This window comes from Streptomyces sp. NBC_00354 (genome assembly GCF_036106915.1).
Classification (GTDB): Bacteria; Actinomycetota; Actinomycetes; order Streptomycetales; family Streptomycetaceae; genus Streptomyces.
This window is the reverse complement of the sequence record NZ_CP107983.1, coordinates 813552-840361: the sequence shown is the minus strand read 5'-3', so window position 1 is coordinate 840361 and position 26810 is coordinate 813552. Positions and strand designations below refer to the sequence as shown.

Here is a 26810-nt window from a genome sequence, read left to right as displayed (position 1 = left end):
CCCGGCCCCGGGCCCCCGTCTACTTGATGAGCGAAGCCCAGTCCGGTGCCTGCGCGGGGTCGAGCGTGCGCAGTTGGGCCAGGACCTTCGGGTCCTGCGCGTCGAGCCAGTCCGCCAGCTCCCGGAACGACACGCAGCGGACGTCCTGGCGCGGGCAGACGTCCTTCATCACGTCCTCGACAGCCTTCATGTAGATGCCGCCGTTCCAGTCCTCGAAGTGGTTGCCGACGAACATGGGCGCCCGGCTGCCGTTGTAGACACGGTTGAAGCCGTTCAGATACGAGGCCCGGGTCTGCGCCTGCCACGCTGCGAACTTCGCCGGGTCGCCCTGTGTGCTGTCGCCCGACTGGTTGAAGAGGAAGTTGAAGTCCATGGAGAGGACCTGCACCTCCTTGCCCTGCAGCGGTACGAGCTGCAGGGGAAAGTTCCAGATGCCGTCCTGCTTGGACGGCCACAGCTGGAAGTCTCCCGCGGAACTCGCGTCGTAGCGCCAGCCGTACGGCTTGATCGCGGTCAGGAGGTTCTTCTGGCCCTCCAGGCAGGGCGCCCGGCCTCCGACCACTTCCCGGTCCGGGTCGAAGGGCAGCGGCGCCTCCTTGGTGAAACCGGTGTTGGTCTTCCAGTTCTTGACGAACGAATACGTCTGGTCGATCTCGCTCTTCCATTCGGCGGGGCTCCAGTCCCCGCCGCCCTTGGGCCCGCAGAAATGCCCGTTGAAGTGCGAACCGATCTCGTCGCCGTCGCCCCAGGCGCCGCGCAACTGCTCGAGCGTGCCCTTCACGTGCGGGACGGTCGGGTAAGAGATGGCGGCCGAACCCTGGTTGTGCTGCGGCGGCCGGTATAGCGTCTTCTTGCTTTCCGGCAGCAGGTAGATGCCCGTGAGGAAGAAGGTCATGTGAGCCTTGTTCTCGCGGGCGACCTGGCGGAAGTGAGAGAAGAGGTGGTCGTCGCCCTCCAGCGCACCGTCCCAGGAGAACACCACGAACTGCGGCGGCTTCTCCCCGGGTTTCAGCCGCTCGGGCTTGAGCTGTCCCGGCTGTGGCCCGGTGTAGGAGGTCGAGCCGTCTCCCAGCACCTTGACCTTGCCGTCCCAGGCCTCCTCGGCCTTCTTCGCGGCAGCGGCCCCGTCGGCCGCACCGCCCGGAGCCCCGAGCTTCGCATCGCCTTGGGCGGCCCCCTCGGGACCGCTCCTCGTGAAGGCGAACGCGGCGGCGGTGGCCCCGGCTATGGCGATCACGGCGATGCCTACGCCCAGGCGTCTGCGGTTCTGCGCCTTCCTCCGTACTTTGCGGGAACTCCGGGACTCCGCCCGGGCAGCCGGAGCGGTGTCGGTGTCGGCCATCGCAGTCGTCTCCCTGAGATCCCCGCAGCCGGGCCGCGTGTGGATGGTTCATACGAATATAGAACTTGTCCGCACTCATCCCACACTCCAGCCTCCTCAACCCGTCGCTTCACAGCCAACTCACAGCCCCCCACTGGGTACCCGCCTCGGGGACGGGGCCCCGGCCTCAGGGGCTGTGGCCGTGTTCGGACGAATGCGACCCGATGTCGTCGTCACTGACGAGTGGTCAGGTGAGTATTGGACGGGGGCGTCGACCTGTCCGGCGAAGGGCGGCGCTGCCGACGCGCTCGCCGACTAGAGCGGGCCGAGGCTGATCAGTTCGTCCGGCCGGTCGCTGGCGTCCATCAGCCACACCCGACCACGAGTGCGCCCAGCCACCCCTGTTCGCGTGGTCGACCACCTGGGGAGGTCATGAGCGACGGTGTCTTCGTGCTGCTTGGCTGTGCGGCCTCACTGCCTCACTGCCTCACGGCGTCACAGGGCCACGCCGCATTCCGGTGCTGGTTTCGTGCTGACCTTTCTGTCTCAGGGGTGGGGAAACCACAGGTCGTAGCTCTGGTTGCGTGAGTTGTCGTACCACTCGATGGTGGTCCCGACGGGACTGGCGGCGACGACGAGCTTGATGCTGCCGGGGGCCGGCGGAGCGGTGGGAGGCGTCCATCCCTGATCTTGCGTGGGTATCCCCGGCTTCAGCCAGGGAGGGAAACGCATCCTTGCACCGGAGGCGCGGAGCGCCGGAGTTCGCTGCGTTGAAGCTCCTATTGGTCGTCAAGCGGCGGTGAGCCAGTCTCGGTAGGCGTTGGCGAGGTTGTCGTCGCGGCGGGTTCCGCGTTCGATGCAGGAGATGACCGCGGGCCAGACGCCGAAGTGGTTGGCAACGGCGGTGAGGGTGATGTTCTTGGCCTGGCGTGCGGGGCGTAGGTCGGCGATCTCCGGGACCGTGACCGTGGTGGTGAGGCAGCGGAACACTTCCCGGACGATGGCCCGTTTGAGAAGGCGGATGATCTCCTTCTTGGTCCGGCCGGCCGCAGTCTGCCGGGCCACGTACTCGCGAGTGCGGCCGTCGCTGGCCATGCGGACGAGTGCTATCCGGTAGAGAGCCGCGTTCGCGGCCCGGTCCCCGCCGCGCGAGAGGCGGTGACGGTTGGTCTTGCCACTGGAGGCAGGGACCGGGGCGACCCCGCACAGGGCTGCGAACGAAGCTTCGGTGCGGAGGCGGTCGGGGTTGCCGCCGGCGGTGATCAGGAGCTGGGCCGCGGTGTCGGGGCCGACGCCGTAGGCGGCCCGCAGACCTGGATTGTGTCGGGTGGCCACGTCGTCGAGCGCGGCCGTGAGCTCATCGTGCTCGGCGGCCAGGACCTGGACGCGTCGGGCGAGGCTCTTCAAGGCGGTCAGGACGCCGGCATGCACGACGTCTCCCGTTCCCGCCGGCCGCAGGCGCGCCAGGGCATCGACCAGCGGCTTTCCGCGCAGGGCCCGGTAGCGGGCGCGGATCGCTTCGGGGGCGCTGATGAGGATGTGCCCGATCTGGTTCATGGCGGCGGTGCGGGCCTTGACCGTGGAGCGGGCGGCGTTGTGGAGGGCGCGTATGCCGGTGACGGTCTCGTCCTTGGGTGCGCTGGAGGCGCGTCCGGAGAGTGCGGCTCGGGCGGCGTAGGCGTCGATGGGGTCCGACTTGCCGCTGCGGCGACGTTCGGCACGGTCGGGCCGGTTGACCTCGACCACGGTCAGGCCCTCGGCGCGGCGGAGCGGGTGAACCCGGTTCCGTACGACGCGGTGCCTTCCACGCCGATCGCGATCACGTCCCCGTGGGCACTGAGGAACGCGAGAGCTGCCGTGTATCCGGCGGTGGTGGTGGGGAACTCGGCGTCGGCGAGATGGCCGCCGTTGTCGGTGACGACCGCGACATGAATGGTGTCGGAATGGGAGTCCACACCGCCGAACACCCACTGGCCAACCGTGCCCGCTATGCCTGCTGCTGTCATGCTGGAGGCGCCTTCCTAGCCGGAGGCGGCACCGGCCGGGTGGGGCAGACAGGACATTGAGGGGGCTTCTGGCCAAGCTCCTATCAGGTCATGTTCCACCTGGCCGGAGCCATGAAGAACGGGCCCCGGCAGCCGGACGGTACAACGGGAAGACAGCCCAGCAGGGCGTCAGTCAGTGGCAGAGCCACGACCACCGGAACCCGCTACGAGTATCAATGTCAGTGGCCTCCTCTAGGTTGATCACAGAACCGGAGGGGGGTGGGTTGGGTGATTCGTGCGTACAAGTTCCTCATGCGGCCCACTGTGGGCCAGCAGGTCGCGCTGGGCGAGATGCTGCGCGATCACTGCTCGCTCTACAACGGGGCGTTGCAGGAACGCCGTGACGCCTGGCGGCACGTGTCGAAGACGTCCGTCAAGTACGGGCAGCAGTCGGCGCAGCTCAAGGAGATCAGGGCGTTCGACGCGGAGCGTCAGGGCCGCTGGTCGTTCTCCTCCCAGCAGGCGACGCTTCGCCGTCTCGACAAGGCGTTCGCCGCGTTCTTCCGCCGCGTCAAGTCGGGCGAGGCGCCCGGCTACCCCCGCTTCCGGGGCGTCAACTGGTTCGACACGGTCGACTTCCCCAAGGACGGCGACGGCTGCCGCTGGGATGCCACCCCGCACGACCGCGTCACCCGCGTCCGTTTCCAGGGCGTCGGGCACGTCAAGGTCAACCAGCACCGGCCCGTGGTCGGCAGGGTCAAGACCGTCAGCGTCAAGCGTGAGGGCAGGCACTGGTACGTCGTCCTCACCACCGAGCAGCTGCGGCCCGAGCCGCTGTCCCCGACGGGCAGTGTGGTCGGCATCGACATGGGCATAGCCTCGTTTCTCACCACCTCCAGCGGCGAGCACGTCGCCAACCCGCGTCACGGCCGCAAGGCTGCCGCGATAGTGAAAGCCGCACAGCAGGCCCTCGCCCGTTTCCCCCGCGTGCGCCGCGACAAGCGCACCGCGAACCACCAGCGGGCCGTCAACAAGGTTGCCGGCCTGCACCGCAAGGTCCGCCGTCAGCGGCTCGACCACGCGCACAAGACCGCCTTGGGCCTGGTCCGTGAACACGACTTCATCGCGCACGAAGACCTCAAGATCCGCAACATGGTCAAGGCCCCCGCGTCGAAGCCCGACCCTGAGGCGCTGGGCAGCTTCCTGCCCAACGGGGGCGCCGCGAAGGCCGGGCTCAACCGTTCGATCTCGGATGCCGGATGGGGGGTGTTCCTGACGATCCTGCACGCCAAGGCTGAGAGCGCCGGACGGGAAGTGATCGCCGTGGACCCCCGCAACACCTCCCGGACCTGCCCCGAATGCGGGCACGTCGCGGCGGAGAACCGGCCCACCCAGGAGAAGTTCCACTGCGTCTCGTGCGGCCACATCGCGCACGCGGACATGGTGGGCGCACTCAACGTTCTACGGGCCGGGCTGGTCCGTCGCGACGCCCAACCGGCATAGCGAGAAGCCCCCTCCTTCAGGAGGGGGAGGAGTCACGAGTACCACTTCGGAACCCGCGCCGATGAACGGGGTGCGTTCGTAGCCCGCACCGGGTCGGGTCGGGGCGGGCGCCGTGGTTGGGGTGGGTGGTCAGGGGAGGGCCAGGGGGAGGGTGGTCAGGCCGCGGGTGAGGCGGGTTCGGCGCCAGGTCAGGGATTCTGCGGGGATGGCCAGGCGGGTGTTCGGGAAGCGGGTCACCAGGGTGCGGAGGGCGATTTCCGCCTCGGCGCGGGCCAGGGGGGCGCCCGGGCAGCGGTGGATGCCGTGGCCGAAGGAGAGGTGGCCGCCGGCGTCGCGGTCGAGGTCGAGGCCGTGCGGCTCGGGGAACGCCGCCGGGTCGCGGTTCGCGGCCCCGGGGGCGATGAGCACAGGGAAGCCCGCCGGGATGTCGACCCCGCCGACGCGCAGGTCCTCCGTGCTGTGACGGAAGGTGGCCACGCTCACCGGGGAGTCGAAGCGGAGCAGTTCGTCCAGGGCGCCGGGGATCAGGTCCGGGTCCCGGCGCAGGCGGTCGAACGCCTCCGGGTGCCGGAGCAGGGCCAGGACGGCGTTGCCGATGAAGTGGGTGGTGGTCTCGTGCCCGGCGACCAGGAGGAGGGCGGCCAGGGAGACGGTCTCGTCCCGGTCGAGGCCGCCCTCGTCGCAGTCGCGCAGGAGGGAGTGGAGCGGGCCGTCGCCGGGGGTGGCGCGGGCCGTTTCGACGAGGTGGGTCAGGTAGTCGCCGATCCGGTGCGACGCGGCGTCGACGCGGTCGGTGTCGGTCGCGTCGAAGAGGTCGTGGGACCAGCCGGCGAGCGTGGCGCGGTCGGATTCCGGCACCCCCAGCAGCTCGCAGACGACGGTGACCGGCAGGGGTACCGCCAGGTCCGCCACCAGGTCGACCTCCGTGCCCGGTCGCCACGCGGTCATGAGGTCGTCGACGACCCGGGTGATGTACGGGCGCAGTTCCCGGACGCGTCCGGTGGTGAACAGGGGCGTCGCCACCCGCCGGTGGCGGGTGTGCGCGGGTGGGTCGCTCGCCAGCATGTTGTGGGAGATCGCCGGGTGCAGGTCGCGGTTCGAGGGCCGGTCGGCGAAGAAGCGGGCCGTGTCCTTGGACAGGCGGGGGTCGGTGAACGCCTCGCGGGCCTCGGCATGGCCTGTGATCACGTACGAGTGGTGGCCGCCGGAGCCGGTGGGGACTCGTCGCACCGGGCAGCCCTCGCGCAGCCGGTCGTAGGTGGGGTAGGGGTCGGCGAAGAAGCGCGGGTCGCGCAGCGGGTCCTGCCGCGGGGCGGTCACGAGGCCGCGCCCGCGTTCTCGGGTGCCGGGCGGCGCGCATAGGCGTCCGCCACGAGCAGCAGCCACGCGGTCTCCGCCGGGAGGTCGCCCTTGCTGGAGCGGGTGCCGGCGGCGGGCGGGGCCTCGCCGCCGTCGAGGGGGAGTCCGGCGCGCTTCGCGTCGACGGCCGAGGCGATGACCGCCGCCTCCACCTCGGCGTCACCCTCGGGGGTGTCGGCCGTGTCCCGGCGGGCGACCTCGGCTGTCGCGGCGACGAGCCCCGGGCCGAGCCCGATGGAGACCAGGGCGAAGAGCTTGTACGCGGCGTAGACGAGGGCGAAGCCACAGCCGACCGAGGTCGTGCGCAGGCCCCAGCACTGACTGCGTCGTGCGTACAACACCCGGTTTCGTCCGGTGAGTTGTTCGGCGGCGAAGAAGGCGGTCATGCCGGCGACGGAGATCGCGGGGGCGATGACGCGCAGTCGGATCTGCCGGTGGGCCCGTTCGCGCTCCGGATTGAGCTGGAAGAGGAAGGCAAGGACCGAGGTGGCCGCTGTCAGGGTGAAGGTGTTGCCGAGGAGCCGGGCGACGTGGGGGACCACCGATTCGACCGCGCGCTCCACGCCGGGGGCGTAGGAGGCGAAGGCGAGGGCGAACGAGGTCAGCAGCACCGCCAAGCGCGCTTTCACGTGCGTAGTTGGTCCTTCCGCTGGGACTGAACCGGAACCGGGTCCGCCGTGCCGACGTCGTCTCTGCCGCCGCAACTGGCGACCACGTCGGCACCGACCACCTGGGGGAGCATCCGCGATGACCAGCACTGCGGTATGGACACCACCGGGATGGGTACGACGACCATCACCGTACCCGTGGACCGGCTCACCCTGAACTTGGAAGCCGTCGGGCACGACCCCGCCGACGCCAAGATCACCGCTGTCCACACCATCCCCCGCCCACCGGCGCCGAACTCGACATCCGATGAGGTACTCGGCCGCATGGGCGACACAGCCGACCACCGAAATTTTCAAGGCATCCTTCCCGGTGCACTGTGCAAATCAACCCCGGACGCCCGTAGGGAGTCTCTTCGAGCACGGGGGCGCGACCGGCGCGCCCACAGCGCTCCGGAGGTCCCATCCATGAAGCAGCGGTCCTTACGCACCGCCTCGCTCGCGCTGACGCTGGCCGCCGCCGTCAGCGTCGCCGTGCTCACCCCGACCGCGACCGCCGCGAACACTGCGAACGCCACGCAAGCGGGACGCGGGCACGACGCGACCCGCGCGGCCTTACGGGCCCTCGTCGAGGCGGGCGGATTGCCCGGCGTGGCCGCACAGACCCAGGACGGCCGGGCCAAGTGGTTCGGCGCGGCCGGCTACGCCGACACGGCGACGGGCCGCGAGCGCTCGGCCGGTGACCACTTCCGCGGGGCCAGCATCACCAAGACGTTCATCGCGACCGTCCTCCTCCAACTCGAGGCCGAGGGAAGACTGCGCATGGACGACACGGTCGAGACGTGGCTGCCCGGCCTGCTACGGGGCAACGGCTACGACGGCACCACGATCACCCTGCGCCAACTGCTGAACCACACCAGCGGCATCGCCGACTACACCGACGACCCCGCGTTCGTGCACGACGCCGCCGGTCCCGGATTCCCGGAGCACCGATACGACTCCCACACGCCGGAGGAGCTCGTCGCGATCGCCCTCGGGTATCCACCGCGGCCCGACCCGCAAAGGGCGCCGTCCTACTCGAACACCAACTTCGTGATCGCCGGCATGGTCATGGAGAGGGTGACCGGCCGTTCGTACGCCGACGAGGTCACGCGCCGCGTCATCCGGCCGTTGAAACTGAGGGGAACCTCGTTCCCCGGCACCGCGCCGCAGATGCCGAACCCGCACCCCGTCGGCTACTCCCGACTCCACCGGAGCGAGCCCGATGCCGAGATCCACGACGCCACGGAACAGAACATGACCTGGCTGGGCGCCGCCGGCGACGTCATCTCCACCGGCGGCGACCTGAACCGCTTCCAACGCGCCCTGATGGGTGGCGAGCTGCTGCCTCCGGCTCAGCTGGAGCAGATGCTCGACGAGGTGCCGGCCGGCGAGGGGTTCGGCTACGGCCTCGGGGTCGAGTTCGCGACACTGTCCTGCGGCGTGAAGGTAGTGGGCAAGAGCGGACGTACGAACGGCTCGTTGTCCGCGATGGTCGGAACGCGAGACGGGGACCACCAGTTGACGTTCAACGTCAACGGCGACTGGCTTCAAGACGGCTCGCTCTACGTCAACGTGATCGAAGCGGAGTTCTGCGGCAAGACCCCGCCCCCGACCCCCGCCGGCATGCTCGCCGACTCCCTCCTCCACCAGGGGCACCACCCGATCGACCGCTCACGGACTGCGGGCGGCTCACCGAGGTAGAGGCGGCGCCGGTCCACCGGACCTGGGGCGCCTGCGATGTGGGCGGCCACGGTCACCACTTCCGGATTGAGGGCGGGGACGATCCGCGTTGCCACACCGTAGAAACCCCCGGTTCAGCCGTACATGGCTCGCGTCCGGCCTCGGCCGCCGCCTCCGTGGTCCCCGAACCACCCTGGTGTCACCCATCGAGCGCAAAGACCGCCGCAGCCGCGGAGTGCCCCTCCGTTGCTTCGGCCAGGGGGAACTCCGTCCAGACGGTCTTGCCGTCCCGGGTGTAGCGGGTGCCCCACCGCTCGGTGAGCTGGGCCACCAGGAAGAGACCGCGCCCGCCCTCATCGGTGGTGCGCGCCCGCCGTAGGTGCGGAGCGGTGCTGCTGCTGTCGGAGACTTCGCAGATCAGGCTGCGGTCGCGGATGAGCCGCAGGATCACCGGCGTACCGCCGCCGTACCGGTAGGCGTTGGTGACCAGTTCGCTGACGACCAGTTCGGCGGTGAAGGCCATCTCTTCCAGGCCCCACCTGGTCAGTGTGGCGTCCGTCAGTTCCCGTGCCCGGGCGGCGGTGGTCGGTTCTGCGGGCAGTTCCCAGGAGGCGACCTGCTCCGGCGCCAACACGCGGGTGCGGGCGAGGAGCAGTGCGACGTCATCCCGTGGGTGATCTGGCAGCAGGGCCTTCTGCACCGCCGTGCACGTCTCATCCAGCGAGCGGCCGGGCCGGGACAAGGCTTCTCGCAGCCGCTCAAGTCCCTCTTCGAGGTCGTGGCCACGGGCCTCCACCAGGCCGTTTGTGTACAGCGCCAGCAGGCTTCCCTCAGCGAGTTCCAGTTCGGCGGACTCGAACGGGAGTCCGCCAAGGCCCAGCGGCGGCCCCTGGGGAAGGTCGAGCAGGCTCACCGTTCCGTCGGAGGTCACCACGGCGGGGGGCAGGTGGCCCGCTCGGGCCAGGGTGCAGCGCTGGGAGGTGGGATCGTAGACCGCGTAGAGGCACGTCGCGCCGACGATCTGCTGGCCCTGCGAGCGTCCGTCAGCAGGCTCCTGCTCATCTGCCAGGCGGTTGACCAGGTCATCCAGGTGGGAGAGGACCTCATCCGGAGCGTAGTCGAGGCTGGCCAGGGTGTGCACGGCTGTGCGCAGGCGGCCCATGGTGGCCGCAGCGTGCAGACCATGGCCGACGACATCGCCGACGACGAGGGCGACGCGGGCTCCGGAGAGGGGGATGACATCGAACCAGTCGCCGCCGACGCCGGTGGCGGGATCGGCCGGCAGATAGCGGTGCGCGACCTCGACCGCGCTGTGCTCGGGCAACTCCCGCGGCAGCAGGCTGCGCTGCAATGTCAGCGCAGCTTGATGCTGCTGGGTGTAGCGGCGGGCGTTGTCGATGCACAGGGCGGCGCGCGAGGCGAATTCCTCTGCGAGCGTGAGGTCGTCCTCCTCGAACGGTTCGGGCCGCTCGGCCCGCCACAGGGTGAGCAGGCCGAGGAGCAGACCGCGGGCCGTCAGCGGTACGACGATCAGTGAGTGAGCGCCCAGGCCGAGGGCGCGCCGTGTGCGCTCCGGATCCTGGAAGTACCAGCCTGGGCTGCTCTGGAGCACCGGTTCGAGGATGGGCTGCTGTTCGGCGAGGCACCTGGCCTGCGGGGTACGGGGGTCGAAGTGGAAGACCTCTCCGGTGGAGTACATCACCTGCAGTGCCTCTGCCATGACCGAATGGACGGCCATCCTGCGGACCAGTCCGCTCGCCTCCTCGGCGGTCTCCTCGCCGCGGGCCACCGGCTCCAGCAGATCCACCGAGACGGCATCGGCGAGGTCGGGGACGGCGACGTCGGCCAGCTCCCAGGTGGTCTGGCCGAGGTCCAGTGTGGTCCCGATGCGGGCGCTCGTCCGGTTGAGCAGGGCAAGCCGTCGCCGGGCCCGGTAGCGGTCGGTGACGTCCTCGACCAATTGGGTGACTCCGAGGATCCCGCCGGCGGGGTCCTCGATCCGGAACGCCGACACCGACACCACCCGCTCGCGGCCGGGGTCACTCCTCGTGCGACAGGACTGCTCGGTGAAGATCAGGGGGTCGCCCGTCTCCAGTACCCGTCGCAGCCGGGTCTCGATGGGTTCCACGTCCGGACCGAAAAGGAAGTCGCCGATGCGTCGGCCCCGCATCTGCGCCGTGGGAAGTTGCGCGAAGCGGGCCAGCGCCCGGTTGACCCGCAGGATGCTCAGGTCGGGGGCGTGGACGGACAGACCGATCGGGGAGCGCCGGAACAGACCGTCCAAGACCGACCGGTCCGTCTCCCACCGGAGCACCTCATCCGCCGGGGCGACGACGAGGAACCACTCGCGGGCCGAGCCGGCGCGGATGACAGCGCGGGCGCGGAAGCCCAGCTCCACCCGTCGCCCGCTGCGGTGCAGGACGGGCAGGACACCGGACCAGCCCCGGTCGCGCTCGCACGCGGCCACTGCGTCCAGGACCGCCTCACGGTCGCGGGCGTCAACCAGGAACTCGACCGCCGCCCGGCCCAGCACCTCCTCAGGCGGGTAGCCGAGGTGCTCCTGTGCGCGCTCGCTCCAGCCGACGACCCTGCCGTGGTCGTCCAGTACCGCCGAGGCCGAGTGGTGCAGCGCGAACGGGTCCTCGGGCCCCTCGCCCAACCCCGGCGCCGGTGCGTCCATCGCTACCACCCTTCGACCTGCCGAACGGAACGCTCAGCGGGTATTCCCGCAGCGGCTACCCAGGGTGATCAGACACCAAGGGGCGAGCGGTCTGCTTAGGTTCAGTATCGCCGCGCCGCTGCACGTCGGCAGTGGGGCGTCCGCTGTCGGGAGCGTGATCCCTATGCTGACGACATGCTCGACATACCTCTTTCAGCGCTGGAAGTCGCGATGGTCCAAACGGACACCCGCGCCGTGGACACCCTGCGGGACACCGCGGCCTTCGCACAGGGACTGGAACGGCTGGGCTACCACCGGATCTGGTACGCCGAGCATCACCACTCGCCCGCGATCGGTGCGTTCCCGCCGGTCGTGCTGATCGCGCACTCCGCCGCCTCGACCTCGGTCATCCGTCTCGGCTCGGGCGGCGTGCTGGCCCCCAACCACGCCCCCATCATGCTGGCGGAGCAGTTCGGAACGTTGGCCGCCCTGCACGAGGACCGCATCGACCTGGGCGTCGGCCGCGGCCCAGGGACCTTCGACGAGGCCATCGCAAGGGCGCTTCGCCGTGGCGCGGGACCGACGACCGACGCGGAGTACGAGAGGGACGTGGACTCGATCCTGTCCTTCCTGGTGGACGAAGTCGCCCTCGGCCCGCTGCCGGAGCCATGGCTGCTGGCCTCCAGCACCTCGGGCGCCGCTCTCGCCGCGAAACTCGGTCTGCCGATCGCCGTGGCACACCACATCCGGCCCGACAACACCCGTGCGGTCCTGGAGTGTTACCGGGCGGGGTTCACCCCGTCCCGTTGGTGCGAGCGGCCTCGGGTGCTGCTGTGCGTCGAGGCGGTGTGCGCGGATACGGAAGAAGAAGCCGCGTGGCGAGTGGGACCGATGAACGTCGTCAAGGCCGGGCTCCTCAAGGGGGTGAGTGACATGCCCTTCCCCACACCGGCGCAGGCCGCCGCCCACCCCTTCACGGAGGAGGAGCGAGGGGCGCTGGCCCATTTCCGGACACGGCAAGCCGTTGGGACACCGGAGACCGTCGTGCACCGGCTCGGCGAACTGGCGCGTGAGACCGGCGCGGACGAACTGATGCTGACCACGCCCGTCTACGACCTCGGCGACCGCCTTCGCTCCTACGAGCTCATCAAGAAGTACTCCGAGGCCACGACCACTTCGTAGGAACCGGCTCTCCCGGCGGTCGGTGGTGGGAACCGGTGTCCCAGCAACGACCAGGGCGCGTTCGAGGGCCGGAGAGCTTCCGTCCCATGCCCCGACCGAGCCGTCACATGGTCCAGCGCAGCACCGCCCCCAAGCCGCCCGCCGGTCCGGGCATGCCCGCCGGTACGACGAGGACGTCGCTGCCGGCCGCCGCCGCGGAACGCAGCAGGGCGTCGTCTGCACGCGCCCGTACGGGCTTGTCGACGCCCATCGCCTCCGCCTGGCCGCGCTGCACCGCGACCTCGTCCACGCCGGGACCGATCCACACCTCGCGCGCCGCGTCGGAGCCGTCGGGGCTGAGCAGCAGCGTGGCCACCTGGTGGGTGCGTACGGCGTCCACGACGGCCGGCACGCCCTCGGCCGCCTCGCCCGGTCCGGTGTCCACGGTGGCCTCGCGGTGCTCGCCGGGCCGGCCCCGGCCGATGCGGAAGCGCTCCAGGGTGCTCTCGAGCCGCTCGCGGGCGAACCTCTCGCGCACCTGCGCGATCTCGCGGTCGAGGGCGTCCTTCGAGGCGCCGGGCGACCTGGCGCCGCTGTCGACTTCGACGGTCATCGGCTGCATGTGCTCGGGCAGCCGGTTGCGGACGGCCCGGCGCTCGCGAGGATCGCCGGTCAACACCACCATCGGTTCGGCGCCGTTCTCGAGCCACTGCCGGGCAAGTTCAGCCGCGATGATGTCGGCCGTCTCGTTCCAGGCGTTCTCGACCTTGTTCCGGTAGTGCCACTCGCCCCGGTCCGCCGGCATGCTGCGGTGCCCGCGACCCTGCCACTCACGGCCCTGGGCCTGGCCCACGGCATCCCGCCGGTGGGCGTCTCGCAGCTCCAGATCGGCGCCCGTGCGGTCGATGTACGCCACCAGGCAGCTCGGCCCGTCGTCCCGCAGGCCGGCCAGCGGGGCGACGTGCGGCAGGACCGACCAGGTCGCCTCGGTGGCGACCGGGACCTTCCCCAGCGGGACGTCCAGTACGACCTCGGCGCCCGAAGCGAACAGCGCGCGGCCGGGCGGCGCCCCGCTGACGGGTTCCCCGGCGAGCCGGTTCACCACCGCCCGGACGGTGTAGGCGTCGGCACCTGCGTCGATCAACTGGGACGCGACCGCGCGCTCACGGAGTGCTTGCATCCGCTGTGCGTCCTCGGTCGCCCGCGTGGTCTCGATGTACACCGAGGCCCATGGCCCTTGCCGGGCGAAGAGCGGTTTGAGAAAGCCGAGTTCCATGATGTCCCCCAGGGGGTTCAGGAAGGCTTGAGCGGGGTGTGACGAAAGCCGTGCACGACGGCACACCCCTTTCCAGGGTGCCCTGCCCACCGGACCCGTGCCCACCGACCCACCCGTCGAACGCACCCCGCTCGTCCGCCCGCCACACCTGGGCCGATCGGATGGATTGCGGGCCCGGAGCGGTACGGGGAGGGGCGGGGGCGGGGAAGACGGCGGCCGTGACCGGAATTCAGCTGACCAGCGCCGTCTTCGCCGACCACGCCGAGATCCCCCGTCGGTACAGCGGTGAGGGGGAGGACGTCTCACCCCCCTTGACCTGGACGGCCGCGCCCGAGGGCACGGCCGAGCTGCTGCTCCTGTGCGAGGACCCGGACGCGCCGGGGCCCACCTTCCTGCACTGGCTGGTCACGGGCATCGATCCGTGGACCGGCGGGGTGGAGGAGGGGCAGGAGCCGCACGGCGGGACGTCCTGGCCCAACGGGTTCGCGCTGTCGCAGTCGGTCCGCCTGCACGACCGGCCCAGCGCGGACGCCGTGCAGGGCAAGGAGCTCGCGAGTGGCACCCTGGTGGGCACGTACCAGCGCTGACCCCCCGCGCAGCCCGTCAGGCCGGGGTGGCGGGGTCGGCGTACCGCAGCAGCGCCCCGACCCCCTCGTCCAGACCCAGCTCGTCCTCCGGTACGACGACCAGTTCGGCAGCGGTGCCGACGAGGGCCCGCACCAGGGCCTCGTCGGCGGGTTCCTCGCGGGGCGCCCGCACTCCGAAGGAGACCAGCTCCTCCTCGGTCAAGGCGAGCTGGGTGGGCTGCGGACCGGTCCACAGCCGCAGCGAGGCGGCGGGCGGGTGGTTCAGCAGCAGCGCCGTGACCTGGCCGCGCTGCAGGGCGGCCAGGGCGGCCTCCAGCCCTTCCGCCGCGGGCCCGCCCAGGGCCCGGCGGCCGATGAAGATGTTCACCAGGTCCCGGTCGTGCTCGGCCATCCGGCCGCGGAAGACGCTGCCGAGCTGCGGCTCCAGCAGGGCCCGTCCGGTATCCGTCGGGGTGGGGCCCCCGCACCGTACGACCTTGCCGCGCAGGGCGCGCGGCAGTCGGCGGACCAGGACGTTGCCCGCCCATGCGTCCCCGGCGACGACGACGGCGTCGGCGTGGGTTCGCCGTGCCCAGGCGTCCAGCCGGTGGCCCAGCTGGACGGCGCTGTGGTGCCAGGTGGCCACTGCCACGTTGTGGTGCAGCCGCTCACCTGGGGCCACGATGGAGGCCGGCCAAGTGCCGGACTCCGCCTCCACCGTCACCCAGCCGTGCGTGTCGGCCGTCGGCAGCCCGCCGTAGTGCACCACCACCGCCAGGTAGGGGATCTCCGGCAAATGCTGGGTGACCAGCGGCATCGTCTCCGGCAGGGTGCTGTAGCGGGCCGAGTTGTGGTCGGGCGGCCGGGGCAGCTCCCCGTCCAGGACGAGCGAGCCGCCGGCCGCGAAGATCGCCTGTCCGTGTGTCCCCGGCAGCTCGGCGTCCGCGCCGACCGCTTCCTCCAGTACGCCGAGCAGCGCCCGGTCCGCGCCCTGCCGGGTCAGCTCCTCACGCAACCGGTGCCAGCGCAGGGCGACGGCCCGGTCGGACTGCGCCATGTCCCGCGAGGTGTCCAGGTACACCGAGGCGAACGGGCCGGACTCCGCGTACAGGGGTTCCAGGAACGACAGCCTCATTCCTCATCACCCTTCCCAGGCCGCTCCCAGGTGTCTCCCTATCGATGATGCGCGTGGGGGCGGGGCGGACGAAGACCTGAATCGGGATTTCGAGGCGGACCGTCCCGGAGGAGACGGGGACGGGAAATGCCTACGTCCCGGGGCTGCCGGAACCGGAACCGGAGGCGAGAAGGGCGGGCAGGTCGGCGAAGGAGTCGAGGACGTGGTCCGGGGTCCCGGAGGCGGCCCGGTGCGTCTCGGGGAGGTACTTGCCCGTCCTCACCAGGACGCCGGCGACGCCGAACCGCTGGGCGGCCAGCACGTCCGACTCGATGTCGTCGCCGACCATCAGCGCTTCGGACGCGTCGGCGCCCACGTGGGCGAGGGCGCTCGCGAAGAACGCGGGCGCTGGCTTGCCCGTCACCTCCGCCTCGGTGCGCGAGGCCTTCTCGAGTCCCTCGAGGAAGGCCCCGGTGTCCAGGTCGAGGCCGCCCTCGGTACGCCAGTACAGATTGCGGTGCATGGACACCAGCCGGGCCCCGCGCTGCAGTTGCCGGAAGACGTGGTTGAGGGCCCCGTAGCCGAACTCGGGGCCCGCGCCGCCGAGCACGACCACGTCCGCGTCCCCCTCGTCGACGAGGGTGACACCCGGCAGGTCGTCCCGTACATCGCCGCTGTTGAGCAGGAGGCAGCGGGCGCCGGGGCAGTGCTCGCGCAGGTACGCCGCGGTGGCGGCCGGAGCGGTCAGGATGTCTTCGGCACCGACGGGGAAGCCCAGGTCAGCCAGGCGTGTGGCGATGGCGGCGCGGGTGCGGGAGGTGTTGTTGGTGACCAGGGCGAGGCGGAGGCCGGCGGCGCGCAGCCGTTCCATGGCAGAGACCGTTCCGGGCAGGGCCTTCCAGGAGACGGTGAGGACGCCGTCGATGTCGATCAGGACCGCTCGGATTCGCTCCATGGAGCCGACGGTAGCCCAGGGGCTCCGCGACGGCGGGCAGGTCGCCGGGTGGTCCTTCGGGGAAGATACTGAAGGTCACGGTGCGTGGAGGCGACATGCGTGAACCGGAGCAGCGCGGTCCGAGGCCGGCCTCGGCGCCCTTCGGCGACACGGCAGCGGTCGTCCTGGACGGCGAAGGCGTGGTCATCGCCCGTTCGGAGTGGGCCGCGACGCTCCTGGAATGCTCGCCTGGGGAGCCGTGTGCCCCCTTGTCGGGGCTACTGCCGCACGGTGGAACGGAGGCGGGACCGGCCGGGCGACTCGTGACGGTTCCCGGGAGCGGTTCCGGGGGCCGGAAGGCCTCGCTCGTTTGCAAGGTTGTCCCGCTTGCGGCCCGGACTTCAGGCGACCGTGATGCCGGCGCCCAGTGGCTTGTCCTGATCAGCCCGGCCGAAGCCCTGGTGGAGGTGGCCGAGCGCGACTCGGAGCGACGCCGGAGGGGGCTGTCCCGAGCCGCCGCCGAAAGCATCGGGGCCTCTCTGGATGTGACGGAGACGGCCCAGGCCCTCGTGAACCTCCTGGTCCCCGATTTCGCCGACCTGGCGACCGTGGACCTCGCGGAGCCGGTACTGGTGGGCGACGAGCCGCCCCACCTCGAAGCCAGCGGCGATGTCCGCCTGCGCCGGACCGCTGCCGCACAGAGCCCGGGGATATCCGCGGAGGAGCTCCTGCCGGTGGGAGAGGCGCTTCCTCCCGTACCGGACAGCGAGGTGATGCGTCCGCTCATGGAGGGACGGCCCGTCCTGGTGTCCGACGTCGCCGTACTCCGTGCGTCGCTCGGGGTGGATCCCGAGAGCCTGCGTCTGTTCGTCCCGAGCGGGGCGCACTCCTCCGTGGCAGTGCCGCTCTACGCGCGGGGCCTGATCCTCGGCTGCGTCACGGTCTGGCGCAGTCAGTTGCCTTCCGTATTCAGCGAGGAGGACGCTGCGCTCCTGCACGACCTCGCTTCCAGAGCCGCGCTCGGCGTGGACAACGCGCGCCGCTACACCAGGGAACACCGGTCGGCGGTGGCCCTGCAGCGCAGTCTGCTGCCGCACTCCGCCCTGAACGTGGCGGCCGCGGACACCGCGGGGGTGTATCAGCCGGCAGGCGGCGGAGTCGGGGTCGGCGGGGACTGGTTCGACGTGATTGCCTTGTCGTCGTTGCGCGTGGCCTTCGTTGTGGGGGACGTCGTCGGACACGGACTCGAGGCGACCGCGGCCATGGCACGGCTGCGGACCGCGGTGCAGACCCTCGCCGACCTCGACCTGGATCCAGGTGAGCTCCTCACACATCTCGACGATCTGGTGCTCGGCTTCTCCGACGAGCAGACGGCCGGCGAGTCCGGTTCCGAGCACTCAGAGCACTCGGAGCGCTCCGAGCCCGCGGTGCTCGGAGCGACGTGCCTGTATGCCGTCTACGACCCGGTGACGAGGCAGTGCGCCGCCGCCACTGCGGGACATCCGCCCCTGCTCCTGCTGCCTCCGGGTGAGGAACCGGTCTCTGTCGGCCTGGTGCCGGGACCGCCGCTGGGGGTGGGCGGAGTGCCCTTCGAGGTAACGGAGTTCGGCGTACGGCCCGGCAGCATGCTCGCGTTCTTCACGGACGGACTCGTGGGTAGCCGCGGCGGCGACATCGAAGAGGGGATGGAGAGATTGAAGGTCTCGCTCGCCGAGGCCGGCGCCGGCGCCGACCAGAGCCGGCCCCTGGGCGGGATCAGCCAGAGCGTTTTCGACGAGGTGCGGCCTCAAGCGCCCGTCGACGACGCCGCCTTGCTGCTCGCCCGCATCCGCCCGCTGTCGTCCGATCAGGTCGCCGAGTGGGAACTCGAACCCGACCTGTCCCTCGTCGCGCACGCCCGTGAGCTGGTGGTGGGCCGGCTGTCCGACTGGCAGTTGGAGGAACTGGGCTTCGTGACCGAGCTCGTCGCCAGCGAGCTCGTCACGAACGCGATCCGCTACGCAGGCGGCCCGGTCGGGCTCCGACTGATCCGCGACCGGGGAGTGCTCGTCTGTGAGGTGTCCGACCCCAGCAGTACCCAACCGCGCCTGCGGCGCGCACGGGAGACGGACGAAGGAGGGCGTGGCCTCTTCCTCGTCGCCCAGCTCACCGACCGCTGGGGCAGCCGGTTCACACGGACCGGGAAGACGATCTGGACGGAACAGCCCATAGGCGGCCCGCTCGTCTAGGGTCCTTCGGCCTGCGGTGCGAGAGGTGAGACGGCCGTGGTGACGCTGTCGAAACGCATGGTGGTGGGGGACCGCCGGTCGTACCGATCCCCCCTCCGAGCTCGTCAGGCGCAAGATCCAGTAGAGGCGTAGAGTGAAGCGGAGACGTGCGGAGTCTGCGCTCGGGTGCGGGCCGGGCCCGCAGCTCGCCGAAACGGGGGTCATGCCCCATGCGCAGCACACAGTCATCCGAGGTCGTCGAGGACAGCCCAGTTGTCCGTGCTGATATCGCACTGAACGTCAACGGTCAGGAATGCCGTCTGACCATCGATACCAGGATGTCTCTCCTCGACGTACTGCGTGACTCCCTCGGCCTGACCGGAGCGAAGGCCGGCTGTGATCGGGGCCATTGTGGTTGCTGCACCGTGCTGGTCGACGGCAGGCGTGTCTACGGCTGTCTGACACTCGCCGTGGCGTGCGGCAACGCGCGCGTCGTGACGGCGGAGGGCCTGGGCGGAGCGGATCTCCACCCGCTGCAGGCGGCGTTCGTCGCGCGTGACGCCTTCCAATGCGGATTCTGCACCCCCGGCCAATTGTGCTCCGCGATCGGAATGCTCGACGAGTTCGCCCGCGGATGGCCCGGTTCCGCGACCGGACGGCCCCCGGCCGTTCCGGTTCTGACGCAGGCGGAAATCCGTGAGCGCATGAGCGGGAACCTGTGCCGTTGCGGTGCGTACCAGAACATCGTGGCTGCGATCATGGATGTGGCGCCGTGACACACCCGTCCGTCGGCTCCGCCATTCCCCGGCGGGAGGCCCGGGAGAAGGTCACGGGCAGCGCTCGCTACACCGGCGACGTGACCCTGCCGCACCTCGCGTACGCGGCAGTGGTTCCAGCGGCGGTCGCGCACGGGCGGGTCACGGCGGTCCATCCCGAGGAGGCCCTCGCCCGTTCCGGAGTGCTGGCCGTGATTCACGGCGGCAACTGCCCCCGCCTGAACCGGACCGGCGATGCCGACCTCGCCGTCTTCCAGTCCCCTTCGGTCGCCTATCGAGGCCAGTTCGTCGCCGCGGTCGTCGCCGAGTCCCCGCAGATCGCCCACGAGGCAGCGCGGATGGTGGGCATCGACTACGCCGCAGCCCCGCACAGGGTCAGCCTCGACATCGCGTGCGACGGATTCCACCAGCCGCCGGACCACGGGCCCTTCTTTCCGACCGACTGCTCGCACGGCGATGTGGAGTCGGCCCTGTCGCACGCTCCGGTACGGATCGAGGCCACATACACCACTCCTCCGTACCACCACCATGCCCTCGAACCGCACGGGACGGTCGCGTACTGGCACGACGGTGCGCTGACCGTCTACGACACCACGCAAGGGCCGTCGGGGACGCGTGACATCCTCGGGCACCTCTTCGGCATCAGCCCCGACCGGGTGCGTGTCATCGCCCGGCACGTGGGGGGAGGGTTCGGTTCCAAGGCCGCGCCAAGAGCCCAGCTGGTCGTCGCCGCCGTGGCGGCACTCGTCGTCGGCCGGCCGGTCAGGACCGCTCTCACCCGGGAGCAGCTCAGCGTCGTCGCCGGATACCGGACGCCGACCATTCAGCGGATCCGGCTGGGGGCCGAGACCGACGGCCACCTGCTGGCCGTGTCCCATGTGTCGTTCGAGCAGGCGTCCCTGACGGGTGACCACTGCGAGTACTCGGCCGCGCCCACGCGCACCATGTACGCGGCGCCGAACCGCGAGACCAGGCACTGGAGGGTGAGGCTGCACGTTCCGTCGCCGACCTGGATGCGCGCACCCGGTGAATGCCCGGGGATGTTCGCGCTCGAATCGGCCATAGACGAGCTCGCCGTCGCGTGTTCGCTCGACCCGGTCGAGCTGCGCCTGCGCAACGACACCGCGAACGATCCGCACAGCGGCCGGCCCTTCAGCACACGGAACCTCGCCACCTGCCTGCGGCTGGGCGCGGAGCGGTTCGGCTGGGCCGAACGCGACCGCCTCCGCGCGGAGCACGGCGACGGGCGCCGGCTCGTGGGCATGGGCGTCGCCGCGTCGACCATTCCGCAGTACCGGTTCCCCTCCCGGGCGAGCGTGCACACCGATGGCCACGGCCGCTACACCGTGCGCATCGCGGCCGTGGACATCGGCACCGGGGCGCGTACGGCACTGGCCCAGATCGCTGCCGACGCCCTGCACGTCGGCTTGGATCACGTCATGGTGGAGATCGGCGACAGTGCGTACCCGTCGGCCAGTTGGGCCGGCCGGTCCAGCGGAACGACCTCGTGGGGGACGGCGGTGGTGCGCGCCTGCGAGGCATTGCGGACCGACATCGGGCGATGCGGCGGCCTGGTGCCGGACAGTGGCCTCGAAGCCAGGGTCGACACCCTCGAGGAGCTCTCCGTGCCGCGCGCCCACTCCCAGCACGCGTTCGGGGCGCAGTTCGCCCGGGTGACCGTGGATACGTCGACCGGGGAGATCCGGGTGCCGCGCATGCTCGGCGTCTTCGCCGTGGGCCGTGTGATCAATCCCGTCACGGTGCGATCGCAGTTGGTCGGGGGCATGGTCATGGGTCTTTCCATGGCCCTGTGCGAGGAGGGGCTCATCGACCGGACGTACGGGCATTTCCACACCCGCGACCTGTCCGCCTACCACGTGGCGACCTTCGCCGACGCTCCCGAGATCGAGGTCGTCTGCATTGACGAGGAGGACTTCCACACGAGCCCCATGGGGGCCAAGGGCGTCGGCGAGATCGGCATCGTCGGGACGGCAGCGGCCATCGCCAATGCCGTCCATCACGCGACCGGTCGCCGGATCCGCAGCCTGCCGCTCAGCGTGCGCCGTGTGAGGGATGCGGCCGCACCGGGAAACGGGACATGAAACCCTTCCGCTATGAGCGCCCCGCCACCGTGCGGGAGGCCGTAGCGCTGGTCGCGGGTGATCCCGGGGCCGTGTTCGTGGCTGGCGGCACGAACCTGTTCGACCACCTCAAGCTCGGAATCGTCCGTCCGTGTCTGCTGGTGGACGTCACCGGCCTGCCCCTGAGCGGGGTCGAAGTGCTCCCCGACGGCGGTATCCGCATGGGGGCCACCGTCCGCAATGCCGATCTCGCCGCCCATCCCGAGGTGCGCGAGCGCTATCCGGTCGTGTCGCAGGCGCTGCTGGCCGGTGCGTCACCCCAGTTGCGCAACATGGCCACCCTGGCGGGGAATCTGCTGCAGCGCACTCGGTGCCCCTACTTCCTGAACCCGGACACCCGGTGCAACAAGAGGCGACCCGGATCCGGCTGTGCCGCCGTGGAGGAACACAGCGAGCACACCGCCGTACTCGGTGCGTCGGAGAGCTGCGCGGCCGTGCACCCCTCCGACCTGGCGGTCGCCCTGTGCGCCGTGGACGCGACGGTCTGCGTACAGGACGGCACGGGCACCACCCGCCGCATTCCCGTCACTTCCCTGTACCGGCTGCCCGGGCACCGACCTGAGCTCGATACCGTCCTCGAACACGGTGAACTCATCACGGCGGTGGAGCTGCCCGCGCTGCCGATGGCGGCCCGCTCCCGCTACCGAAAGGTCGGGGACCGGGCCTCTTTCTCCTTCGCGCTGGTGTCGGTCGCCGTGGCGGTGGACCTCGACGGCGACAGGGTCAGGGACGCGCGCATCGCGTTCGGCGGCCTTGCGACCACGCCGTGGCGCGCGCGGCGGGCGGAAGCCGTCCTGCGGGGCGCACCGGCCACCGCGGACCGGTTCGCGGCAGCCGCGATCGAGGAACTCGCCACCGCCCGCACCGTCCGCGCCAACGCGTACAAGGTTCCGCTGGTTTGCGACACCCTGGTCGCCACGCTCCGCGATCTGTGCGAGGAAGGCTGACCGGGTTCCCTGGTGCTGTCCATGGCGACGACACGACTAGCCGCCGGCCAGCGGGTCCCGCCCACCCCGCCGTCTCCGTACGCTCACCACGACGGCGGCGACCAGCAACAGCCCGAGCAGACCGGCGAGCCAGCTCACGGCCAGCCCGCCGGGGACCACACCGAAGTACAGGAAAGGCAGTCCCGCGAGCAGTACGGCCGGCGCGCTGCGCAGCCGGACGAACGCCTGCCGGCCGGCCAGTAGGAGTCCACCGGCCACCGGTACGGCGAACCGCAGTCCGCTGAGCGGACCTGGCAGCGGAACCACCACCAGCGCACCGGCGACCACCACCGTCCAGGCCATCACGGCGACCACCCCGGTCCTGGTACGGATCCGCGGAGCCGGCCGCAGATCGGGCGGGCACAGCACTGTCACCAGGGTCAAGGCGAGCAGAGGCGCGCTGAAGAAGGCCCCGAACCAGATCAGACCGGCGCCCGTCCGGACCATGCCGACAGCGATCTCCGCGACGATGCCGGCCAGCGCGATCCAGCTTCCCACCCCCCAGCGTCCGGCCAGTGCGAGGAACGCGCCCAGCATCGTGACGAGTTGTGTCGCCGCCAGCAGGGGGAAGACCAGGCTGTCGTCGGTGAGGACGGCGTGGCCCATCAAGCGGGCCCAGCCCAACGCGGTTGCCCCGATCGCGACGGCGGCGAACGGCGCCGACGCTGCCAGGAGCCGCCCGGAGCGCCCCGCCGAGCCCAGCCCGAGCCGCATGCGCAGGGCGTGCCCGACGACATCGACACCTTCGCGCACCCGGGCGGGCCAACCCGCCGCTCGCGTTGCCTCATGGTAGGCATCGGTGATTTCGTCACCGAACTCCTGCCGGTAGGCAGCCGGATGCAACCTCACCAGTGCGGTCACGAGCCCACCACCGCACCATCGAAGCCGAGCCGCTGCCCGAGCAGCCCACTCGTACGGAACGAGGCACCGAACGACGCAGCCGCCGCCCCGGCCCCACCGAGCCCCAACCGCCGAGTCGCCTCCTGCGCAGTACGCGCGATCCGGGCCGCCTCGGCGGCCAGCACCTCGCGGCCGCGCGGCGCGAGCGCATAGCTGCGCCGCATGCGTCCGTCGACCACCTCTTCCTCGTGGACGGCGATGAGTTCTTGTTCCAGGAGCCGCTCCAGGGCCCCGTAGAGCGTTCCGGTGCGCATTTTCGTGCGCCCTTCCGAGATCTTCTCGACCTCCTGGGCGATCGCGTACCCGTGCCGTGGGGCGTCGGCGATCGCGGTGAGGATAAGGAGGGTTGGCTCGCGTAGAGCTTGATCATTCACGTACGTCACCATAGCTCGGCATCCGACATATGTCGATGATCGGCTTGTCTAGCGGAAGATGGCCATCGCCTGGACCTCCAGGACCCCCTCCTCCGGGTTCCACTCCTGGACCTTGCCTAGGCAGCGGGCCAGGAAGGTGCCCCGGGGGACCTGGTTGCGCAGGCCCTCCGTGGCGCAGGTGATCCGGACCCGGGGGCCCCGTGACGGGTCGGCCGGATCCCCGTACGGAGCGAGGAACACGGTGGAGCCGGCTCGCTCCGGGCCGTCGCCGGTCGTGCGGAACCGGCCCCGGATCAGTACGAAGTCCTCGATGTCGCGCAGCCGGACGGCGCCCTGCGTGTCGGAGGCCGTCCGCAGCAGCGCGGAGCTGCGGGTGACGGACTGGCTCGGGAGGTCGACGTGCACGATGATCCGCTTCCCCTCCAGCACCTTCATGATCAGGCCGATCACCGAGATCGGCTCCGCGACCTCCATGTAGCGGCTGACGATCTCGGTGTTCTCCTTGCGGCCGCCGTCGGCGCCGACGCCGAAGACCTTCGCGCGGACGGTGCCGTCCTTGCTGTCGCTGGTGCGCTGTTCCACCTCCTTGCGCAGGGCGGCCGTGTACCCGTCCATCTGGTAGTGGTCCATGACCGTCTTGTCGTGCAGGTAGAAGCAGATGCCGTCCGTGAGGTCCTGGGTGGCGGCCCGCCGGGCGCGGAGCAGGCGCAGCACCGCCACCGCCAGGAGCGCCGCGAGGCCCGCCCCGGTGGCCGCCCACAGCAGCATCCAGGGCCACCACACGGCCCACCACGCTTCACTCGTGACACCCACGGATCTCCTTGAAGGCATTGAGAAGGGACTGCCCGGTGGCATCGGCCATGTGCCCGCCGGTGGCCCTGGCGGCCCGGTCGAGTTCCCGCGGATCGGCCTCGCCGTACCGGACGGTGTACGTGCGGACCGCGCGGGCCACCGACGGCAGGGCCGCATACCGGGCGAGGAAGGCGTCGAGGCTCATCCCGGCGTTGCTCTCCCCGTCCGTCATGAGCACGATGGAGACGCGCTGCCCGGGGTCATCGGCCACCGCGTCGGCCGCGGTCCGGTAGCCGTGGTCGAGGGCCGACCACACGGCGGTGCTCGCGTCGAAGGTGTCGTCGGCGACCATGCCGCGCAGCCGCTCCAGGTCGGCCACCCCCGTGTACGTCACGCTGTGCTCGTCCAGGACGCGGCCTCCGAAGCGCACCACCGTGAGGGTCTCGCCCTGGTGGAAGCGGGCGAACTTGCCGGAAGGGGAGCCGTCCGCGCCGCTCAGCCCGTCCATCGTGGCGCGGAGGTTCGCGATCCGCTCGCCGCGCATGGACGTGGAGAAGTCGAGCAGGAAGATCACCCGCACCGGGCGGCCGCTCCGCGCGTCGGCGTAGTCGGCCAGCAGCCGGTCGACGACCGCCTGGCTGTCCGGGAAGTACAGGGCGCTGCCGAGCGGGGCGCGCAGGCCGGGCACGCGGGTGAGGCCGGGGTCGACCGGCCGGCGCAGCGTGCGTTCCATGATCTTCCGCTGTACCGGCTCGCTCCGGAGCCAGGCAGTCAGGCGGTCGTACGCGGCCCGCTTGGCCGGATCGAGCAGCATCAGCGGATAGTCGGACAGCACGATGCCGTCCTTCGGGTAGACGACCTCCAGGGGAGTGCGCAGGGTGCCCGCGCGGTTGAGGGAGAGCAGCTCGGACTCGTACGTGACCAGCGCGTCGAGGCCGTCCTGGTTGCGTGCGTACGCGTCGGCGAGGCGGCCGGAGGAGTCCTCGGTCACCACGTGCCCGGCGAAGAAGCCGCGCAGCCGGTCGCAGGAGATGTCCTCGGGGCGCAGCGCGCCGCCGGTACCCGCGGCGGCGGTCGCGACGCCGACCAGCGCGGCGAGCCCGCTGTTCGAACTGCGCGGGTCGGCCATGGCGTACTTCAGCGTGCCGGCCGCTGCGGCGTCCGCCAGGTCCGCCCACGACAGCTGCCCGTCCGGGGTCGCCTTCCGCAGCCGCTGCGCCACCTCGGGCTTCAGGCCGACGACGACGGGGGAGCGCATGGTACTCGTCGACAGCGGACCGTCCGCCTGGCGTCCGCCCTCCTTCAACAGGAGCTGGAAGGGGCGGGACGAGGAGAGCCAGGCGAGGTCGTGCCGGTAGTGGCCGGTGGCCAGGGAGGCGGTGGGCCGGACGGCCGGCGCCGGACGGCCAGGCGGGGCTCCTCGATGAACGGTCTCTCCCCTGAAGCTCTCTCCCCGACGGCCACCCATGCCCCCCAGCACGCTCGCGTCACGGTCGAGCGGCAGCATTTACCGCCCGGCTGACCATTCACGCACGGTTCCGCTAATCCTGCGTTAACAACTGCATTGAAAACATGGAGAGTTGCCGCGGAGAGTTGGCGAGTCGGCTCGCCGGCCGGCGTCTTCCGGCCGCCCCCGCAAGACCAGTCGACGCGGCCTGCCCCGCGCGCAAGCACTCCGTAGGGTGAGGCCGGTCGCTGCGCTATCGGGGTGTTTCGGACGCAGCGCCGTCGCCCGTGACACGGCGCCGGACCTGGTCCTCCTGGGCGAGACGCCGCAGCAGCTCGAACACCGGGGCGCAGATCGCGAAGACGATGACCGCCCGCTCTGCCAGGGCCACCGGGTCGTCGAGGCCGGCCGCGCGCTCCAGGTCCAGCCGGGCCACCGACTCGGCCAGCCCCGCGTAGGCGGCGAGCTCGCCGGGGGCGTACTGCGCGTCCAGCCGACGCAGTTCCTTCAGTGCCGCCGTCAGCCCCTTCACGTGCGGTGAAGTGCCGGGTGCCTGCCACTCCAGGGCCGCGAGCAACTGCGCCACCTCGGCCCCGGCGGCCGCATCGGCCTCGGCCTCCTCCTCGGGGCCCGCAGCGGGCTGGGCCACCACCGCCACCGGAAGGGCATAGCTGACCGCGCCCAGGGCGCCTTCGGAGCTGTGGGCCTGGTCGACGGCCCCGAGCACGTCACGGGTGGTGGCGATGGACAGGCCGCCGAGCGTGGTCAGCGCCTTGATCAGCCGCAGCCGCTCCGCGTGCTCCTCCCCGTACTCGGCCAGGGTCGCGGCGGTCGCCCGCCCCGCGGGCAACAGGCCCTGCCGCCGGAAGTACTTGATGCTGGCGACCGGCACGCCGGTCCGCCGGCTGAGCTCCGAGATCTTCATACGGCCTCCCTGCTGGTCGTGTGGTCCGGAATTCGTCATCGGCGATTGGACACCACA

General features: G+C 71.0%; 23 protein-coding genes. 8 read left to right on the top strand and 15 right to left on the bottom strand.

Annotated elements, in window-relative coordinates:
- Positions 1-19: 19 nt before the first annotated feature.
- From OHT74_RS04045 to OHT74_RS04030, 4 genes are all read right to left on the bottom strand, one after another.
- Positions 20-1342: a hypothetical protein gene (locus OHT74_RS04045; protein ID WP_266998895.1), complete on the bottom strand. Its 1323-nt coding sequence runs from the start codon at positions 1340-1342 to the stop codon at positions 20-22.
- A 525-nt stretch (positions 1343-1867) separates the two neighbouring features.
- Positions 1868-2053, bottom strand: coding sequence for a hypothetical protein (locus OHT74_RS04040; RefSeq protein ID WP_328619345.1), 186 nt, complete (start codon positions 2051-2053; stop codon positions 1868-1870).
- Positions 2054-2110: 57 nt separating this feature from the next.
- A complete protein-coding gene (locus OHT74_RS04035) occupies positions 2111-3067 on the bottom strand; it encodes a transposase (RefSeq protein WP_328619344.1) in 957 nt (318 codons plus the stop codon).
- A 2-nt stretch (positions 3068-3069) separates the two neighbouring features.
- On the bottom strand, positions 3070-3327 hold the full coding sequence (locus OHT74_RS04030) for an IS110 family transposase (RefSeq protein WP_328619343.1): 258 nt from the start codon (positions 3325-3327) through the stop codon (positions 3070-3072).
- Positions 3328-3594: 267 nt separating this feature from the next.
- On the opposite strand from OHT74_RS04030, the gene OHT74_RS04025 reads away from it, so the two are divergent.
- The gene (locus OHT74_RS04025; protein WP_328619342.1) at positions 3595-4809 is read left to right on the top strand and encodes an RNA-guided endonuclease InsQ/TnpB family protein; all 1215 of its coding nucleotides are present in this window, start codon (positions 3595-3597) and stop codon (positions 4807-4809) included.
- A 129-nt stretch (positions 4810-4938) separates the two neighbouring features.
- Here the strand turns inward: OHT74_RS04025 and OHT74_RS04020 are convergent, their stop codons facing one another.
- Together OHT74_RS04020 and OHT74_RS04015 are read right to left on the bottom strand one after the other, a co-directional pair.
- Entirely contained in the window at positions 4939-6129 is a 1191-nt protein-coding gene (locus OHT74_RS04020) for a cytochrome P450 family protein (protein WP_328619341.1), read from the bottom strand.
- On the bottom strand, positions 6126-6797 hold the full coding sequence (locus OHT74_RS04015; protein ID WP_328619340.1) for a DUF6545 domain-containing protein: 672 nt from the start codon (positions 6795-6797) through the stop codon (positions 6126-6128). The genes OHT74_RS04020 and OHT74_RS04015 overlap by 4 nt, the downstream gene beginning before the upstream one ends.
- A 444-nt stretch (positions 6798-7241) precedes the next feature.
- Between OHT74_RS04015 and OHT74_RS04010 the strand changes: the two genes are divergently transcribed.
- Entirely contained in the window at positions 7242-8516 is a 1275-nt protein-coding gene (locus tag OHT74_RS04010) for a serine hydrolase domain-containing protein (RefSeq protein WP_328619339.1), read from the top strand.
- A 178-nt stretch (positions 8517-8694) separates the two neighbouring features.
- On the opposite strand, the gene OHT74_RS04005 is transcribed toward OHT74_RS04010, so the two are convergent.
- A complete protein-coding gene (locus OHT74_RS04005; protein ID WP_266660676.1) occupies positions 8695-11175 on the bottom strand; it encodes a SpoIIE family protein phosphatase in 2481 nt (826 codons plus the stop codon).
- A gap of 174 nt (positions 11176-11349) precedes the next feature.
- On the opposite strand from OHT74_RS04005, the gene OHT74_RS04000 reads away from it, so the two are divergent.
- A complete protein-coding gene (locus OHT74_RS04000) occupies positions 11350-12336 on the top strand; it encodes an LLM class flavin-dependent oxidoreductase (RefSeq protein WP_266660674.1) in 987 nt (328 codons plus the stop codon).
- 103 nt (positions 12337-12439) lie between these two features.
- On the opposite strand, the gene OHT74_RS03995 is transcribed toward OHT74_RS04000, so the two are convergent.
- Positions 12440-13591, bottom strand: coding sequence for a baeRF2 domain-containing protein (locus OHT74_RS03995; protein ID WP_266660673.1), 1152 nt, complete (start codon positions 13589-13591; stop codon positions 12440-12442).
- Between the two features lie 218 nt (positions 13592-13809).
- Here OHT74_RS03995 and OHT74_RS03990 point away from each other — a divergent pair, with 218 nt between their 5' ends.
- Positions 13810-14178: a YbhB/YbcL family Raf kinase inhibitor-like protein gene (locus tag OHT74_RS03990; protein WP_328619338.1), complete on the top strand. Its 369-nt coding sequence runs from the start codon at positions 13810-13812 to the stop codon at positions 14176-14178.
- 16 nt (positions 14179-14194) lie between these two features.
- Here OHT74_RS03990 and OHT74_RS03985 read toward each other — a convergent pair whose 3' ends face one another.
- Both OHT74_RS03985 and OHT74_RS03980 read right to left on the bottom strand, forming a co-directional pair.
- Positions 14195-15292, bottom strand: a complete 1098-nt coding sequence (locus OHT74_RS03985; protein WP_328619337.1) for a baeRF2 domain-containing protein — start codon at positions 15290-15292, stop codon at positions 14195-14197.
- 130 nt (positions 15293-15422) lie between these two features.
- Entirely contained in the window at positions 15423-16226 is an 804-nt protein-coding gene (locus OHT74_RS03980) for a TIGR01458 family HAD-type hydrolase (protein ID WP_328619336.1), read from the bottom strand.
- Positions 16227-16750: 524 nt separating this feature from the next.
- Here OHT74_RS03980 and OHT74_RS03975 point away from each other — a divergent pair.
- From OHT74_RS03975 to OHT74_RS03960, 4 genes are all read left to right on the top strand, one after another.
- On the top strand, positions 16751-18433 hold the full coding sequence (locus tag OHT74_RS03975; protein ID WP_328619335.1) for a SpoIIE family protein phosphatase: 1683 nt from the start codon (positions 16751-16753) through the stop codon (positions 18431-18433).
- A 209-nt stretch (positions 18434-18642) separates the two neighbouring features.
- Positions 18643-19188, top strand: a complete 546-nt coding sequence (locus OHT74_RS03970; RefSeq protein ID WP_266660664.1) for a (2Fe-2S)-binding protein — start codon at positions 18643-18645, stop codon at positions 19186-19188.
- A complete protein-coding gene (locus OHT74_RS03965) occupies positions 19185-21290 on the top strand; it encodes a xanthine dehydrogenase family protein molybdopterin-binding subunit (protein WP_328619334.1) in 2106 nt (701 codons plus the stop codon). The genes OHT74_RS03970 and OHT74_RS03965 overlap by 4 nt, the downstream gene beginning before the upstream one ends.
- Positions 21287-22276: an FAD binding domain-containing protein gene (locus tag OHT74_RS03960; RefSeq protein WP_328619333.1), complete on the top strand. Its 990-nt coding sequence runs from the start codon at positions 21287-21289 to the stop codon at positions 22274-22276. The genes OHT74_RS03965 and OHT74_RS03960 overlap by 4 nt, the downstream gene beginning before the upstream one ends.
- Before the next feature lie 36 nt (positions 22277-22312).
- Here the strand turns inward: OHT74_RS03960 and OHT74_RS03955 are convergent, their stop codons facing one another.
- The 5 genes from OHT74_RS03955 to OHT74_RS03935 form a co-directional block, all read right to left on the bottom strand.
- Complete coding sequence (locus tag OHT74_RS03955; RefSeq protein WP_328619332.1) at positions 22313-23068, bottom strand: hypothetical protein; 756 nt, start codon at positions 23066-23068, stop codon at positions 22313-22315.
- 104 nt (positions 23069-23172) lie between these two features.
- The gene (locus OHT74_RS03950) at positions 23173-23601 is read right to left on the bottom strand and encodes a PadR family transcriptional regulator (protein ID WP_443047268.1); all 429 of its coding nucleotides are present in this window, start codon (positions 23599-23601) and stop codon (positions 23173-23175) included.
- Between the two features lie 36 nt (positions 23602-23637).
- A complete protein-coding gene (locus OHT74_RS03945; RefSeq protein WP_328619330.1) occupies positions 23638-24402 on the bottom strand; it encodes a hypothetical protein in 765 nt (254 codons plus the stop codon).
- Positions 24386-25849, bottom strand: coding sequence for a VWA domain-containing protein (locus OHT74_RS03940; RefSeq protein WP_328619329.1), 1464 nt, complete (start codon positions 25847-25849; stop codon positions 24386-24388). The genes OHT74_RS03945 and OHT74_RS03940 overlap by 17 nt, the downstream gene beginning before the upstream one ends.
- A gap of 232 nt (positions 25850-26081) precedes the next feature.
- Positions 26082-26753: a MerR family transcriptional regulator gene (locus OHT74_RS03935; protein ID WP_328619328.1), complete on the bottom strand. Its 672-nt coding sequence runs from the start codon at positions 26751-26753 to the stop codon at positions 26082-26084.
- Positions 26754-26810: the final 57 nt, after the last annotated feature.

Coding starts and splice junctions, on each gene's coding strand:
- OHT74_RS03940 (WP_328619329.1), bottom strand. CDS start 25,849: ATGGGTGGCCGTCGGGGAGAGAGCTTCAGGGGAGAGACCGTTCATCGA.
- OHT74_RS04010 (WP_328619339.1), top strand. CDS start 7,242: ATGAAGCAGCGGTCCTTACGCACCGCCTCGCTCGCGCTGACGCTGGCC.
- OHT74_RS04000 (WP_266660674.1), top strand. CDS start 11,350: ATGCTCGACATACCTCTTTCAGCGCTGGAAGTCGCGATGGTCCAAACG.
- OHT74_RS04040 (WP_328619345.1), bottom strand. CDS start 2,053: ATGCGTTTCCCTCCCTGGCTGAAGCCGGGGATACCCACGCAAGATCAG.
- OHT74_RS04005 (WP_266660676.1), bottom strand. CDS start 11,175: ATGGACGCACCGGCGCCGGGGTTGGGCGAGGGGCCCGAGGACCCGTTC.
- OHT74_RS03995 (WP_266660673.1), bottom strand. CDS start 13,591: ATGGAACTCGGCTTTCTCAAACCGCTCTTCGCCCGGCAAGGGCCATGG.
- OHT74_RS04030 (WP_328619343.1), bottom strand. CDS start 3,327: ATGACAGCAGCAGGCATAGCGGGCACGGTTGGCCAGTGGGTGTTCGGC.
- OHT74_RS04045 (WP_266998895.1), bottom strand. CDS start 1,342: ATGGCCGACACCGACACCGCTCCGGCTGCCCGGGCGGAGTCCCGGAGT.
- OHT74_RS03980 (WP_328619336.1), bottom strand. CDS start 16,226: ATGGAGCGAATCCGAGCGGTCCTGATCGACATCGACGGCGTCCTCACC.
- OHT74_RS03970 (WP_266660664.1), top strand. CDS start 18,643: ATGCGCAGCACACAGTCATCCGAGGTCGTCGAGGACAGCCCAGTTGTC.
- OHT74_RS03950 (WP_443047268.1), bottom strand. CDS start 23,601: ATGGTGACGTACGTGAATGATCAAGCTCTACGCGAGCCAACCCTCCTT.
- OHT74_RS03960 (WP_328619333.1), top strand. CDS start 21,287: ATGAAACCCTTCCGCTATGAGCGCCCCGCCACCGTGCGGGAGGCCGTA.
- OHT74_RS03985 (WP_328619337.1), bottom strand. CDS start 15,292: ATGAGGCTGTCGTTCCTGGAACCCCTGTACGCGGAGTCCGGCCCGTTC.
- OHT74_RS03935 (WP_328619328.1), bottom strand. CDS start 26,753: ATGAAGATCTCGGAGCTCAGCCGGCGGACCGGCGTGCCGGTCGCCAGC.